Source organism: Pseudomonas sp. GL-B-26, from assembly GCF_019947405.1.
Taxonomy (GTDB): Bacteria; Pseudomonadota; Gammaproteobacteria; order Pseudomonadales; family Pseudomonadaceae; genus Aquipseudomonas.
In genome coordinates, this window is the sequence record NZ_JAGYGJ010000020.1 from 89,835 (window position 1) to 104,903 (window position 15,069).

14 protein-coding genes and 1 pseudogene are annotated in these 15,069 nt (G+C 60.4%); 8 read left to right on the forward strand and 7 right to left on the reverse strand.

Translation table 11 applies throughout. The annotated features are described in order from the left end of the window. Window positions 1-57: 57 nt before the first annotated feature. The 3 genes and pseudogenes from KGB23_RS15285 (at window position 58) to KGB23_RS30445 (ending at window position 3,080) form a co-directional block, all read left to right on the forward strand. Window positions 58-1,359, forward strand: coding sequence for an MFS transporter (locus KGB23_RS15285; protein ID WP_223431678.1), 1,302 nt, complete (start codon window positions 58-60; stop codon window positions 1,357-1,359). Window positions 1,360-1,457: 98 nt separating this feature from the next. Then, window positions 1,458-2,225 (forward strand): annotated as a pseudogene (locus tag KGB23_RS30440) (MCP four helix bundle domain-containing protein); the annotation flags it as partial. A gap of 66 nt (window positions 2,226-2,291) precedes the next feature. After that, entirely contained in the window at window positions 2,292-3,080 is a 789-nt protein-coding gene (locus KGB23_RS30445; protein ID WP_411741502.1) for a methyl-accepting chemotaxis protein, read from the forward strand. Between the two features lie 6 nt (window positions 3,081-3,086). Here the strand turns inward: KGB23_RS30445 and KGB23_RS15295 are convergent, their stop codons facing one another. From KGB23_RS15295 to KGB23_RS15310, 4 genes are all read right to left on the reverse strand, one after another. Beyond that, complete coding sequence (locus KGB23_RS15295; protein WP_223431680.1) at window positions 3,087-3,965, reverse strand: DMT family transporter; 879 nt, start codon at window positions 3,963-3,965, stop codon at window positions 3,087-3,089. A 43-nt stretch (window positions 3,966-4,008) separates the two neighbouring features. After that, complete coding sequence (locus KGB23_RS15300; protein WP_223431681.1) at window positions 4,009-4,830, reverse strand: sugar phosphate isomerase/epimerase family protein; 822 nt, start codon at window positions 4,828-4,830, stop codon at window positions 4,009-4,011. Between the two features lie 2 nt (window positions 4,831-4,832). Continuing rightward, complete coding sequence (locus tag KGB23_RS15305) at window positions 4,833-5,888, reverse strand: Gfo/Idh/MocA family protein (protein ID WP_223431682.1); 1,056 nt, start codon at window positions 5,886-5,888, stop codon at window positions 4,833-4,835. Between the two features lie 113 nt (window positions 5,889-6,001). Then, window positions 6,002-6,778 (reverse strand): IclR family transcriptional regulator, encoded by a 777-nt coding sequence (locus tag KGB23_RS15310; protein WP_223431683.1) that lies wholly within the window; start codon window positions 6,776-6,778, stop codon window positions 6,002-6,004. Between the two features lie 177 nt (window positions 6,779-6,955). On the opposite strand from KGB23_RS15310, the gene KGB23_RS15315 reads away from it, so the two are divergent. The 4 genes from KGB23_RS15315 (at window position 6,956) to KGB23_RS15330 (ending at window position 11,594) form a co-directional block, all read left to right on the forward strand. Continuing rightward, complete coding sequence (locus tag KGB23_RS15315) at window positions 6,956-8,704, forward strand: FAD-dependent oxidoreductase (protein ID WP_223431684.1); 1,749 nt, start codon at window positions 6,956-6,958, stop codon at window positions 8,702-8,704. Then, the gene (locus KGB23_RS15320) at window positions 8,688-9,521 is read left to right on the forward strand and encodes an aldo/keto reductase (protein WP_223431685.1); all 834 of its coding nucleotides are present in this window, start codon (window positions 8,688-8,690) and stop codon (window positions 9,519-9,521) included. Before KGB23_RS15315 ends, KGB23_RS15320 begins: the two co-directional genes overlap by 17 nt. Before the next feature lie 216 nt (window positions 9,522-9,737). Further along, window positions 9,738-10,634 carry a neutral zinc metallopeptidase gene (locus KGB23_RS15325; protein WP_223431686.1) on the forward strand — a complete coding sequence of 299 codons (897 nt, stop codon included), beginning with the start codon at window positions 9,738-9,740 and terminating at the stop codon, window positions 10,632-10,634. Further along, complete coding sequence (locus KGB23_RS15330; RefSeq protein ID WP_223431687.1) at window positions 10,635-11,594, forward strand: alpha/beta fold hydrolase; 960 nt, start codon at window positions 10,635-10,637, stop codon at window positions 11,592-11,594. Window positions 11,595-11,724: 130 nt separating this feature from the next. Here the strand turns inward: KGB23_RS15330 and KGB23_RS15335 are convergent, their stop codons facing one another. The 3 genes from KGB23_RS15335 to KGB23_RS15345 all read right to left on the reverse strand — a co-directional run bounded on the left by KGB23_RS15335 (window position 11,725) and on the right by KGB23_RS15345 (window position 13,857). Then, window positions 11,725-12,318: an HAD family hydrolase gene (locus tag KGB23_RS15335; protein WP_223431688.1), complete on the reverse strand. Its 594-nt coding sequence runs from the start codon at window positions 12,316-12,318 to the stop codon at window positions 11,725-11,727. After that, window positions 12,315-13,184, reverse strand: a complete 870-nt coding sequence (tesB, locus tag KGB23_RS15340) for an acyl-CoA thioesterase II (RefSeq protein WP_129441008.1) — start codon at window positions 13,182-13,184, stop codon at window positions 12,315-12,317. Before tesB ends, KGB23_RS15335 begins: the two co-directional genes overlap by 4 nt. Before the next feature lie 103 nt (window positions 13,185-13,287). Then, a complete protein-coding gene (locus KGB23_RS15345; protein WP_223431690.1) occupies window positions 13,288-13,857 on the reverse strand; it encodes a GNAT family N-acetyltransferase in 570 nt (189 codons plus the stop codon). Window positions 13,858-13,942: 85 nt separating this feature from the next. Between KGB23_RS15345 and KGB23_RS15350 the strand changes: the two genes are divergently transcribed. Further along, on the forward strand, window positions 13,943-14,863 hold the full coding sequence (locus KGB23_RS15350; RefSeq protein WP_033054220.1) for a histone deacetylase: 921 nt from the start codon (window positions 13,943-13,945) through the stop codon (window positions 14,861-14,863). The last annotated feature ends 206 nt before the right edge of the window (window positions 14,864-15,069 follow it).

Genomic DNA, 15,069 nt, shown 5'->3' on the forward strand with positions numbered 1-15,069 from the left:
AAATAATCGGTGGCCTACATGACTCCTTCTCAAAGCTCTCCCGTGGAGCGTTCCTCCATGACTCCTGCCACTGGCGGCATCGGCGATAAAATCCGCGGCGCCATGGCGGTCGGCAAAACCCGTTGGGGCATGCTGGCGCTGGTGTTCTTCGCCACCACCCTGAACTACATTGACCGCGCCGCACTGGGCGTGATGCAGCCAATCCTCGCCAAGGAAATGAGCTGGACGGCGATGGACTACGCCAACATCAACTTCTGGTTCCAGGTCGGCTACGCCATCGGTTTCGTGCTGCAAGGCCGGTTGATCGATCGGGTCGGCGTCAAGCGCGTGTTCTTCTTCGCCGTGCTGCTCTGGAGCCTGGCGACCGGCGCCCATGGCCTGGCCACGTCGGCCGTCGGCTTCATGGTCTGCCGATTCATTCTGGGTCTGACGGAAGCCGCCAACTACCCGGCGTGCGTGAAGACCACCCGGTTGTGGTTCCCGGCCGGCGAACGCGCCGTGGCCACCGGCATCTTCAACGCCGGGACCAACGTCGGTGCGATGTTCACCCCCATGTTGTTGCCGCTGATCCTGCATGTCTGGGGCTGGCAGGCCGCGTTCCTGTGCATGTCGTCACTGGGCGGGATCTGGTTGCTGTTCTGGGGCTTGAAGTACTTCAACCCGGAAGATCACCCAAGCGTTAAACAATCGGAACTGGATTACATCCAGAAGGAAGTAGAGCCGGAACAATCCCGCGTACCGTTCTCGAAAATCCTGCGCATGCGTGGCACCTGGGCCTTCGCCCTGGCTTACGCGATCACCGCGCCGGTGTTCTGGTTCTACCTCTACTGGCTGCCGCCGTTCCTCAATCAGCAATACAACCTGGGGATCAACGTGACCCAGATGGGTATCCCGCTGATCATCATCTACCTCACTGCCGATTTCGGCAGCGTCGGCGGCGGGATCCTCTCCTCGTTCCTGATCGGCCGCGGGGTCAACCCGATCAAGGCGCGCCTGATGTCGATGTTCCTGTTCGCCTGCTGCATCATCGGCGTGATCATGGCGGCGGGGTCGAGCAGTCTGTGGGTCGCCGTGTTCGCCATCTCCCTGGCCATCGGTGCGCACCAGGCCTGGACCGCGAACATCTGGAGCCTGGTAATGGACTACACGCCTAAACACATGATGAGTACGGTGTTCGGCTTCGGTGGCATGTGCGCGGCCATCGGCGGGATGTTCATGACCCAGTTGGTCGGCCACATTCTGACGATCACCAACAACAACTACACCGTGCTGTTCACCATGATTCCGGCGATGTACTTCATCGCGCTGATCTGGATGTACTTCATGGCACCGCGCAAGATTCCGACCGTAGAAGTCTGATGCTCCCTCGGCGCAGGCCTGATTTCAGGCCTGCGCTTTTTTATGCCCGCCGTTCCTGCATTCACGTTTTTCTCTCTCGATTCCACAGAGGTCAACCCATGTCGCCAGGTCACCTGAGCATCGCCAAACGCGCCGCGATCAGCTTCGGCGTCATTGCCCTGCTGGTCTTGTTGCAGGGGTTGTTTGCCCTCAAGCAGGTCGCCGAAGTGCGCGCCACCGGTCAGCACACTGAAAACATCTCCCTGCCCAGCACCCGCTACCTGGGTGAAACCCGTGATTACATACTGAGTATTCGCGTGCTCAGCCTGCGCATGGCGCTCAACCGCGAGCCCAAGGTGCTCGACGCAACCGTCGCCCGTCTGCATCAGGTGCAGGGTTGGCTTGAGCAGAGCCTGGACAAATTCACGCCCCTGGTCGGCGACTACAACCGGGGCCCGTTCGAAAAGTTCGTCGCCACCGTCACCCTTTACCGCCAGGCACTGACGCAATACGAAACGTTGTCGCGGGAAAACCGCAGCGAAGAAATGACTGCGTTGCTCAATGGCAAAATCCAGGATTACTCGACCCGGACTGGCGACCAGTTCGCCGAACTGATGGCTCTCACCGCCAACGAAGTCAGCCAGTCGAGCCAGCACGCCGATTCGCTATACAGCCAGGTCAAGACCACCGTGATCGGGGCCCTTATTGCTGTCTCGGTCCTGACCCTGTGCCTGGCCTGGCTGTTGATTCACAGCATCGTTGTGCCGATCCGTCAGGCGGTGAAAGTGGCCGAGCAAGTGGCCACCGGTGACCTGAGCACACCGATCCAGAGCCACGGTTCCGATGAAACGGCGCGCTTGCTCAAGGCCTTGTCGGTCATGCAAACCAGCCTGCGCGAAACCCTGCAACTGATTAGCGCCACCTCGACCCAACTGGCCGCAGCCGCCGGGCAGATGAATCAGAGCACTCAGCAGGATTCCAGTCGCCTGCAGCAGCAACACAATGAAATCGAGCAAGCCGCCACGGCAGTCAATGAAATGACCGTCGCGGTGGAAGAAGTCGCACGCAATGCAGTCTCGACCTCCGACAGCACGCGCCAGTCCACTCAGCAAGCCAGCCAGGGCCAGGCGCGGGTGATCGAAACACTGAACTCGATTCAGGCGATGAGTGCCGATGCCGGCATCGCACTGCAACAGGTTCAGACCTTGGCCGAGCAATCCCGGGAAATCGGCAAGGTGCTGGACGTGATCCGCGCCATCGCCGAACAGACCAATCTGTTGGCACTCAATGCCGCAATCGAAGCCGCCCGTGCCGGAGAAGCCGGGCGCGGCTTTGCGGTGGTGGCCGATGAAGTCCGGGCGCTGGCCCATCGCACCCAGCAATCGACCCGGGAAATCGAACAGATGATCGGCCGGGTTCAGGGCGATACCGACAGCGTGGTGCTGTCGATGCACGGTAACAGTCAGCGCGTGGCCCAAACCCTGTCGATTGCCGAACAGGCGGGCCTGGCGCTGGCGCAGATTACCCAAGCGATGGAGCAGATACACGAACGCAATCTGGTGATCGCCAGTGCCTCGGAAGAACAGGCGCAAGTGGCTCGAGAGGTGGATCGCAATCTGCTGAACATTCGCGACTTGTCGCTTGAAAGCGCCGATGCCTCGACCCGGACCCGCGCCACCAGCCAGGCGTTATCGCAACTGGCGGCAGGCCTGCAAAACCTGGTCGTGCGCTTCAGGTTTTGAACGGCCTCACCGACGACTCTGCTGCCAGGCTGCTGCCAACCCGCTGCAACAAATCACCGCGATCCCGACCACCGTGGTCAGGGTCGGCGTGTGAGCAAACAGCAACCAGCCCAGCAAACCGGCAAAGACAATCTGGCAATAACCGAACGGCGCCAACAACGCAGGGGCGGCGTGGCGGAAGGCTTGTGTCAGAAACAGGTGAGCCGTCATCCCGCAGGCGCCCAGCGCCACCATCATGAATCCATGCCCCAGGCTGGGAACTTGCCAGAAGAATGGCACCAGCGCACTCATCACCAATGTGTTGCATAGCCCAGCGAAAAAGTTGCTGGTGGTCGGGCTGTCGATTTCACTGAGCTTGCGGGTGAGCAACTGATAGAAGCAGAAAAACAGCGCCGAGCAGAGCGGCAGCAACACCGCCGGGGTAAAGAGTTCTCCGCCGGGATGGACGATGATCAACACGCCGATGAATCCGCAAATCACCGCAATCCACTGGCCACGCGTGACGTGTTCGCGCAGCAGTGGCACCGACAGCGCAGTCACCAGAACCGGTGCAAGAAAGTTGACCGCCGTGGCTTCGGCCAAGGGGATGTACTGCAAGCCGGTGGTGAAAAACAGACTGGTGCCCAACAAGCACAACGCCCGCAACAGCTGAAGTAACGGCCGTTTGGTTCGTAGGACACCCAGCCCGGATTGCGGCAGAAAAATCCCGGCCATCAGTAAGGTGTGAACCAGATAACGGGCCCAGACCACCATGACGATCGGGTAGAAGCCCGAGAGGTATTTCGACAAGGCGTCGTGACTGGAAAACAGGAAGGTCGCAACGACGATCAGCAGAATCCCTTTGAAGGGTTGGTTTACGCCGGAGAGCGGAGTGCTGACGGTCATTCGATATCCCTTGTGTTTTGCAGCAACTATTTAAAAGCATCCCTTACAGCCGAGCTAACAACTCATGGGTTTTACTCAACGCCATCCGCGCCCGCTGCAATCCACTCACGCCCTGCTCAAGCAATTTCACGGTGGGGATCTCCAGGCTCAACGGAATATCGGCCGGTAAACACTGCAACAACCCCGCCAGATCACAATCGCCATCACCCGGGAAACGTCGCTCGTTACGGGCCTGGCGCAGAATCTCGGCCATGTCCTTTGGCCGTGGCCCGCCAACGTCGCACAGCTGGGCATACCGTAACCGTGACGGGGCAACTGTGGCCAGAGCTTCCAGCCGTGAACCCGAACGGTCGAAGTGAAAGGCATCCACCAACACCGCGCCGTTTTCACGCCCCGCGTTTTCGACGATGCGCACCGCTTGCTCAAGATTGCGCGCATCGGTCCACGGCATGAACTCCAGATGCGGATGAAGCCCGTACGATGCCGCCAGATCACACAGCCGAGCGAAGTTATCGGTGAGCCGCTGTTCGTCAGAATCGTTACCGGCCACCAGCAATTCGCTGGCACCGAATTCGGCACCGACCGCCAGAATCTTCTCGAAATCGGCGACGATGGTTTCCGGTTTAAGACGCAGGATTTCGACATCCAACACACGAATGCCAGTATCGCGCAGTCGCGCCAACGTCCTGCGCCGTAACCCGACATCGGCGACCAGCGCAAAGTGGTGTTCTTCAGGCGTCGCAGGCTCTAACCGTAATCCGACATGACTGTAACCAGCCTGTGCTGCCACTTCGACCATCTCGGGCGGTGACAATTCCAGCACTGTCAGGCTGGCCAGGGAAAAGATCCGATCGTTCCTGTTCATGTTCAACCCTCGATCAAGGTCGGGGCGCAGGCACGGCCGGTTTCGGCAGCCTCACGAATCGCTTCAATCAGCGCCAAGGTACGGGCGGCATCGGCGACGCTCACCATCGGCTCGACTTCCCGACGCACCACGCGCACGAAATGCTGCAACTGCAAACGCAGCGCTTCATCGGCGCTGAAGTGTTCCTGCACCGACAGCAACGGTTGATGCCATCCCCCATCGGTGTCGGCGTAGTGCCAACGCTTGAGTTGCGGAATGCTCAACGCACCGCCAGTCCCGGCCAGCAGATAACACGGCTGATCGGCCTGATGTGGGTACACCGGGTTCTCGCCGGAATCCAGCTCCCAGCTCCAGGGCGCCGCGACCGCATCCGAACCGGTCAGGCTACCCAGCGCGCCGCTGTCGAATTGCAGCAACACCGCCGCGCAATCTTCGTTGGCGAACCCGCGCACCGCATTGCTGGTGATCGCCTGAACCTGCCGCACTTCGCCGCACAAATGCCGAAGCAGATCGAGGTCGTGAATCAGGTTGGTCAGCAACATTCCCGCGCCGGGTTCGCGGCGCCAGGGCGTCTCGAAATAGCTGTCGGGTTTGCGCAATTGCCAGAGCGCCGTCACCGTCGTCAGCCGGCCCAGTGCGCCGCTTTGCACCAGTTCATGGGCGCGAACGATCAACGGATTGTACCGGCGATGATGACCGACCAGCACGGGAACGCCCGTGGCTTTCGAAGCGGCGACCAGCTCGCGGACTTCATCCCTGTGCACGCCCACCGGTTTTTCCAGCAGGACCGGCACGCCGACAGCGAGGCAATCGAGGGCGGTGCTGACATGCAGCGTATTCGGGTTGGCGACGATCACCGCGTCTGGCTTCACATGCTCCAACATCTGACGGTGATCCGCGAAATACGCCACGCCCCATTCCGCCGCCAGGCCCGCTGTTTGCGGACCCGGATCGGCCACTGCGCACAAGGTCGCTTCCGTCAGCGACTTCAGATGCTGGTAGTGCTGCTGGCCCATGTTGCCAGCCCCGATCAGGGCAATATGCAGGGGTGAACTCATGGTGCGGTCCTCTTGTGATTATTGTTGGAAGAGCGAATTCCAATAATTTAGAACCTGGTTCCAGATTCTTACACAAGCAAACCGAAAAAGTGTGCGAACAACGCACACATCAATCAGCTGAACAACTCTGAAGCCAGGCTCGCAGCGGACAGCTCCTCGGTAAACTTCAACAACAGCGGCGCCAACTCATGCAGTCGCGCTCCCGGCATCCGCGCGCTGGGCCCGGCGATGCTCAGCACACCGATGACTCGACCATCACTCGGATGTCGCACCACCGCAGCAATCGCCGAGGTGCCCACCGCCGAACTTTCCTCGACCCAGGCATAACCCTGCTCCCGCGCCATACGCAGGCGTTCCAGCAGCTCGATGTTGGAACGCGGAGCATTTGGCCCAAGGTCCCTCGGCCGCTCGCCACCCTGCCGTTCGACCAGAGACAGCGCCTCGGCATCGCTCATACACGCCAGCCACGCATGCCCCGACGCGGTGTAAAACAAGGGCGCATCGCGGCCCATGTCCGGGTCGTAGCGCAAGCCGGAACGGGCGCCCTGGGATTTGGCGATCCAGATCTGCCGCTCACCTTCAATCACCCCAAGCCGCACCAGTTCGCCGGTTTCCTGGGCGAGGCGATCAAGCACCGGCTGAACAATATCGGCGCCGCTGCCCGACAGGTAACGGAAACCCATGGCCACCAGTTTGGTCGACAGGTGATACCGCAGGTTCTCCGGATTCTGCCGCACATAACCCAGCCGAATCAGCTCGGCAAGCAACCGGTGAGTCGCACTTTTGGGAATATCCAGTTGCTCCGCCAGTGTCTGCATCGGCAGCCCACGAGGGTCACTGGTGAGGCTTTCAAGCACGCTGAAAACACGTTCGATCTGACTGCCGGCCATGGGAGGTTCCACACAAAATTTGTCCGATTCTAGAAGACAACCGGCCGAATGCGAAATCTGGAACCCACTGTCCGATTACCGCCCGCTTTACCCGTTGAACGGTTGCCGAGCTCGATTACGCTCCTATATTTTCTGGAATCAAATTCTAAAAAATACAAACCGCCGGAGCTTCAGACGATGCCTGCCGAATCAAAAAATCTCCCGGATATCGATTGCGACGTGCTGATCGTCGGCTCCGGTGCGGCCGGGCTATCGACTGCAGTCACCGCGGCGTGGCACGGCTTGAAAGTCATCGTGGTCGAAAAAGATCCGGTGTTCGGCGGCGCCACGGCATGGTCCGGTGGCTGGGCCTGGGTGCCGTGCAACCCCTTGGCCCGGCGCGCCGGGATCGTCGAAGACGTTGAGCAACCGCGCACTTACCTGAAACACGAATTGGGCGAGCGTTACGAGCCGGCCATGATCGACGCTTTCCTCGAAGCCGGGCCGCGGATGGTGGCGTTCTTTGAGCAGCACACCTCGCTGCAGTTTGCCGACGGCAACGCCATTGCCGATATTCATGGCGATACACCGGGCGCCGGCACCGGTGGGCGCTCGGTCATCGCGGCGCCTTATGACGGGCGAAAAGTCGGCAAGCTGCTTAAGCGTCTTCGCAAGACCCTGCGGGAAACGTCGTTCATGGGCATGCCCATCATGGCAGGCGCGGACCTCTCGGCATTTCTCAATCTGACGCACTCGCTGTCGGCGGCCTGGCATGTGACCCGGCGCTTTTCGCGACACTTGCTTGACCTCGCGGTGCATGGTCGGGCGATGCAACTGGTCAACGGTGTCGCGCTGGTGGCTCGGTTGGCAAAATCCGCCGAAGACCTCGGCGTATTGCTCTGGGAGTCGGCGCGCGTTACCGAGCTGCTGCGCGAAAACGATCAGGTTCGAGGCGCGGTGGTCAGCACCGCCAAAGGCAAAATCCGCATCCGTACACGCAAGGCCGTGGTGCTGGCGGCCGGCGGTTTTGCCAATGACATCGAGCGGCGCAAGGCATTGTTTCCCCGTACGCCAACCGGGCACGAACACTTGGCGTTGCCACCCCTCGGCGTCTGCGGCGATGGCCTGCGACTGGGCGAAAGCGCTGGCGCCCGAGTCAACACCGACATGACCTCCCCCGTGGCCTGGGCGCCGGTTTCGCAAGTGCCACATAAGGACGGCAGCATCGGCCACTTCCCGCACATCATCGAGCGCGGCAAACCGGGGATCATCGGCGTGTTGAGCAACGGCCAGCGCTTCGTCAACGAAGCCAACGGCTACTACGACTATGTGACTGCCATGGTCGCCGCCGCTCCGAAGGGCGAAGCGGTCGCCTCCTGGCTGGTCTGCACGCATGGCTTTCAGCGGCGTTATGGCTTGGGTATCTCTCGGCCGTTTCCGCTGCCGCTGTCATCCTTTATCCGCAGCGGCTATCTGAAAACCGGTAACACGATCGAGGAATTGGCCGAGGCCTGTGGCATCGACCCGAACGGTTTGCGCAGCACTGTGTCCGAATACAACCGGCACGCGCGCAATGGTGAAGACCCGCTGTTCGGTCGCGGTTTGACGCCTTACAACCGCAAACAGGGTGATGCGTTGCAGCAACCCAACCCTTGCGTCGCCCCGATCGAACAAGGTCCGTTCTATGCCGTGAAGGTTCAGCCCGGCTGCTTCGGCACCTTCGCCGGCCTCAAGGTCAATGAACACGCCCAGGTTCTCGGCGAATCGGGCGAGGCCATCGCCGGGCTGTACACGGCGGGCGGCGACATGGCCAGCATCATGGGCGGCCACTACCCCGCCGGCGGCATCAATCTGGGCCCGGCGTTGACCTTCGGCTACATCGCCGCGCGACATATCGCAGGAATTACCGATTACGAACAGGAGATCGACTATGCAGCGCATCGTTAATGCACAGGGTTTGAACATGCCCAAACTCGGCCTCGGCACCTGGCCGATGCTCGGCGAAGAATGCACACGCGCCGTGGAACAGGCCTTGGCATTGGGTTATCGGCACATTGACACCGCCGCGGCCTACAACAATGAAGACGCCGTCGGCCAAGCGCTGATGAACAGTCCTACCCCTCGCAATCACATCCACGTCACCACCAAAGTCTGGTGGGATCAGCTTCAACCCGATGCCATGCGCCATTCCATGGACCGCAGCCTCAAGGCCTTGCACAGCGATTACGTTGACCTGTTCATGATCCACTGGCCGACCACCGATTGGGACCTGCCGCGCATGATCGAGACCCTGGTGTCGTTCAAGGAACAAGGACTGGCGCGCAACATCGGTGTGGCGAATTTTCCACTGCCGTTGTTGCGCAATGTCGTCGAGGAACTGGGTACGCCGCTGTCAGCCATCCAGGTCGAGTACCACGTACTGCTCGGACAAAACGCTCTGCTGGACTACGCCCGTCAACATGACCTGGCGCTGACGGCCTACACGCCACTGGCCCGCAACAAGGTCTCGGACATCCCGCACATTCAGCAGATCGCCGCCAAACACGGAGTCCTGCCAACGCAAGTGGCACTCAAGTGGTTGCTTGATCAACCGAACGTGGCCGCCATTCCAAAAGCCAGCAGCCAGGCCAATCAACTGGCCAACCTGGCGGCGCTCGAGGTGAATCTGGATGACGAAGACCGTGCGTTGATCGCTGGTTTGTCCAAACGCGAACGCCAGGTCAATCCGGACTTTGCGCCAGTGTGGGATGCGTTCGACCAGTGATTCCCTCGAAGCAGTCGGTCGCCTGCTCGATAAAAACCCGTCGTCTGAAGGAATTAGATGGGTTGTCCGTGTTCAATACGAGTCTGGAAGACTCCCGGCCACCCACCACAGGTTGCCGGGAAGGCTGCTGTGCGCAACAAAAGATGGACGACCGGACTGGCGCCGCTCCCACTCAGCAGCAACACTCATCCCCACGGACAATCAGAGGATTCCCACATGCTATGGAAAAAAGGCCGACGCAGCGACAACGTGGTCGATGCCCGTGGAGATGATGTCGGCGGCGGCGGTGGTGGCGGGATGCGCTTTGGTGGCGGCAAAGGTCTGAGCCTGACGGCGATTATCTTGATCGTCGGGATCGGCTGGATCACCGGCCAGGACCCGCTGCAAATCCTCGGACAACTGACCGGGCAGATGACCGAGCAATCGGCACCGGCGCCGACTCAAACCCGCAAGGCACCGCCGGCCACTGACGAAGGAGCCGAGTTCGTGCGTTCGATCCTCGGCGATACCGAAGACACCTGGGGTCAAATTTTCCAGCAGGCTGGTCGTCAATATAAGGAGCCGACCTTGGTGCTGTTCAGCAACCGCGTCAATTCGGCCTGTGGCCTGGCGACATCGGCGACCGGCCCGTTCTATTGCCCGGCAGACCAGAAGGTCTACCTGGACATGAGTTTCTTCCAGGAAATGTCCCAACGTTTTTCCGCCGCTGGCGACTTCGCTCAGGCCTACGTGATCGCTCACGAAATCGGACACCATGTGCAGACCTTGCTCGGTGTTTCGGCGAAGATTCAGACCGCCCGCCAACAGGGCCGGCAGATGGAAGGCGACGGTGGTTTGCTGGTACGCCAGGAACTGCAGGCCGATTGCCTGGCCGGAGTCTGGGCCAACAATGCGCAGAAACGGCTGAACTGGCTGGAACCCGGTGACATCGAAGAAGCCTTGAACGCCGCCAATGCCATCGGCGATGACCGCTTGCAACAGCAAGGTCAGGGGCGCGTGGTCCCGGATTCGTTTACTCATGGTACGTCGGCGCAAAGGGTGCGCTGGTTCAAAACCGGATTCGCGCAAGGCCAGGTCGGCCAGTGCGATACCTTTGCAGCGAAAAACCTATAAATGAACAAGTGGCTGTTAGCTCTACTGATCACCTGCGCAAACGCCCAGGCTGCCGAGCATGCGGTCAAGGAAGTCAGCCCCGGACGCCTGCTGCTGACTGCAGGTGAAATCGCGGTGGGCATCGGCCCGGCGCCGAAAAAAATCGAACGTGTGCTGATCATCGTCCATGGTCGATTGCGCAATGCCGACACCTATCGCCAGAGCGCCGTGCATGCGGCCGAACAGGCCGGGCAAAGCGCGAGCACCTTGGTGCTCGCCCCGCAATTCCTCAATGACACCGACGTCGCGGCCCATCCCGTGGCTGACAGCGTATTGCGCTGGCAGGGCAATGACTGGATGGCGGGCGGTTTATCTACCGCTCCGTTTTCCCTGAGCTCCTACGCGGCGCTCGACGAAATCATCGCCCGAATCGGTGATCGAAAACAGTTTCCAGACGTGAAGCAAATTGTCATCGCCGGTCACTCCGGGGGCGCTCAGGTGGTGCAGCGATACGCGTTGCTGGGCCACGATCAGCCAGCGCTCAAGGCGGCCGACATACAGGTGCGTTACGTCATTGCCAACCCGTCGTCTTATGCGTACTTCGATGAACGACGGCCAGTGGCGTTCAGCCACGCCGGTTGCCCGAATTTCAATCGCTGGAAATATGGGCTGAAGGATTTACCCGCCTACGCAGGAGGGCAAACAGCCAAGCAGTTGGAGGAAAACTACGTCAAACGCGATGTCGTTTATCTGCTCGGGCAGCAGGACAGCGACCCGAAGCAGCCGGCGTTGGATAAAAGCTGTGAGGCCCAAGCCCAGGGAGCCAATCGATTGGCTCGAGGGCGCAATTATTTTGCTTATCTGAAGCGGCTGCATCCTCAAGGATTGAGTCAGCAACTGATTGAAGTGCCCGGGGTCGGGCATGACGGGGATGGGATGTTTAACTCGCCGCAGGGGCAGAAGGCGTTGTTCGGTCAGTGAGTTTTTGTGGTGGCTAGCAAGGCCCCTTCGCGAGCAAGTCGAATCGTCGCACCGCCGCTCCCACATTTGACCGTATTCCAATGTGGGAGCGGGCTTGCTCGCGAAAGCGATTAACCAGACAACCAACCCCTCAAGCCGACAACATTTCCCGCAACGCCACGCAATCCGCCGCATGCCAATCCGCCAGCTCCGGCCAGGGATTATCCGGCAGGTTCACCAACACCGTCCGCGCCCCTGCCGCCCGACCGCAATCCAGATCAAAACGGTAATCACCGACCATCACCATCTCACTGGCCGGGACATTCCAGGCCTGGGCCAACTTCAACAACCCACCGGGATGCGGTTTTGGCGGTGCTTCATCACGGCCCAACACATCCTCCACCGCGAAGCAGTCGGCCAGGCCGATCGCCTCCAGCGTGACGTGCGCCAGTTCGCGAGCATTGCGCGTGAGAATGCCCAGGCGATAACCGCGCCCGGCCAGCTCACGCACCAGTTCTACGGCGCCCGGTGCCGCTTTCGAACCGAGCGCCAGGTCTCGTTCATGTTCCAGCAACCACGCATGTTTGGCGGCGGCTTCATCGGCCGGCAGCGCGGCGAGGTGGGTCAGGATGTCGTCTTCGGCAGGAATCGCCAACGCCACGCGGATCGCCGCGAAGTCATGCACGGCCACCGTCAGGGTGCCGTCCATGTCGAACACCCAGTGCCGCACCTCGGCCAGGCTCATGCCCAATCCTTGCGGTGACGAATCAAACCTTCCTGAGTGACCGAAGCCACCAGTTGCCCGGCACGATTGAACACGCTACCACGGGAGAAACCACGGGAATTACCCGCCCAAGGACTGTCCATCGCATACAGCAACCAATCATCGGCACGTAGATCCTGATGGAACCACAGCGCGTGATCGAGGCTGGCGACCTGCATGTCTTTCTGCCAGACCGATTTGCCATGGGGCTGCATCGACGTGGTCAACAGACCGAAATCCGAGGCGTAGGCCAGCAGGTATTTATGCAGCGCCGGCGAATCGGCCAAGGCACCGTCGGCGCGAAACCAGACGTACTTGATCGGATCGGACGGCTGCGGGTTGTAGGGATCTTTCTCGGTGATCGGGCGGAACTCGATCGGTTTCGGGCACAGCAGTTTTTCGCGCATGTGCTCAGGAATCAGGTGCGCACGCTGCTGAGCAAGCTCCAGCTCCGAGGGCAGGTTTTCCGGGCCGACCACGGTTGGCATCTCGGACTGATGCTGGAAGCCTTCTTCGTCGTACTGGAACGACGCACTGCAGGTGAAAATCGGGTTGCCCTTCTGGATCGCCGTCACCCGCCGCGTGCTGAAACTGCCACCGTCGCGCACCCGGTCAACCTGATAAACCACAGGCAACGCGGAATCGCCGGGACGCAGGAAATAGCCGTGCATCGAATGCACATGGCGCGCCTCTTCGACGGTCTGACTGGCCGCCGACAGGGACTGACCGATCACCTGACCACCGAACAGCTGACGAAAACCCAGGTCCTGGCTGCGGCCACGGAACAGGTTTTCTTCAATCGGTTCCAGGGTCAGCAGGTCAACCAGATCATCCAACACTTGGCTCATTCAGACTCTCCTCACACAACGCATGCCGCGCAGTCTTGGCTGCGACGGTCGATTCAATTTCTGGCCAGGGCCCATGGGAGCCATTGTAAACGTCCGTGCCGGCTTATCCATGCAAGGTTTGCAGCCATTGTTCACGGGTGATGCGGTACAGCGCATGGTGACGCAGGGGATGATCGGTCGCGAGCATCGGGTGGTCGAAATCATCGGCTGAATCATGGTGCATGCCGATTGCCTGCATGACTTTCTGTGACGGCGTGTTGGTTTCGGTGGTGAAGGACACGACCTCTTTCAGCGCCAACCGGTCAAACCCGCAGCGCAGAGCGGTCCACGCCGCTTCACTGGCGTAGCCAAGGCCCCAGTGCTCTCGGGCCAGACGCCAGCCGATTTCGGTGGCCGGGGTAAAACGCGCTTCGAAGCCGACCACTAGGAGCCCGGTAAAACCGATAAATGCCCCGGTGTCCTTGCGTTCCAGCGCCCAGAGACCGAAGCCATGCTCGGCGAAATGGCCACGAATCCGTCCGATCAGCGAGGCACTTTCCAGACGACTTAAAGGCGCCGGGAAATATCGCATCACCTGTGGATCGGCGCACATCGCCGCAAACTCCGGCAAATCCTCATCGCGCCACTGCCGCAACAGCAGTCGCGCGCTCTCGAGTTCCAGTATCGGTTCCATCATGCCCCCCGTTCCCATGCCGCAAGTCTACATCGCTGGTAGGATCCTTCACTCATCCCTACCTACCGTCCTGTATAAATCAGCCATGCCCCTGCCCCTGATCTACCACGAAGACTACAGTCCCGAGTTCCCGGCGGATCACCGCTTCCCCATGGACAAGTTTCGCCTGCTGCGCGATCACCTGGTGGACAGCGGACTGACCCGGGACGCTGACCTGCTGCGCCCCGACCTCTGCCCGCCAGAGATTCTCGCGCTCGCACATGACCCTGCGTATATCGAACGCTACATGGGCGGCGAGTTGTCCCGCGAAGACCAACGGCGCCTCGGCCTGCCGTGGAGCGAAGCCCTGGCCCGGCGTACAGTACGTGCGGTTGGCGGCTCGCTGCTGGCGGCCGAGCAGGCGCTGGAGCATGGTTTGGCCTGTCACTTGGCCGGCGGCACCCATCACGCGCATTACGACCATCCTGCCGGGTTCTGCATCTTCAATGACCTGGCGGTGATCAGCCATTTTCTGCTGGAAAGTGGTCGGGTGAATCGGGTGCTGATCTTCGACTGCGATGTGCATCAGGGCGACGGGACTGCACGGATTCTGCACAACACCCCGGAAGCGGTGACCGTTTCCCTGCACTGCGAGAAGAACTTTCCTGCACGCAAAGCCGAAAGTGACTGGGACATTCCACTGCCCAAAGGCATGGGCGATGCCGATTACCTGAAGGTGGTGGACGATGCGCTCAATTATTTGCTGCCGCTCTACCAACCTGACCTGGTGTTGTACGACGCCGGCGTCGATGTGCATAAAGATGACGCGCTCGGCTACCTGAAGCTGACAGACGAAGGCGTCGCCGCTCGCGATGAAAGCGTGATGCGCCATTGCCTGGGCCGGGATATTCCGGTGGTCGGCGTGATAGGCGGCGGTTACAGCAAGGACCGCAAGGCGTTGGCACGCCGTCATGGAATCCTGCATCACAGTGCGCAACGGGTCTGGCAGTCATCAGGTTGTCATTGAGGTGTGAGTCTTTACCCACAATGCCTGTGGAACTGCCTGTGGATAACCTGAGTGAAAGGTCCTACAGGCCATGCTGCATATAGCCTGCAAAGTGGTGGTTGTTTTTTGATCAGCCATTTGAAACGACACAGTTCCAATGTGGGAGCGGGCTTGCTCGCGAAAGCGATTTAACATTCAACATTCAACATTGATGTCGACTGATACAC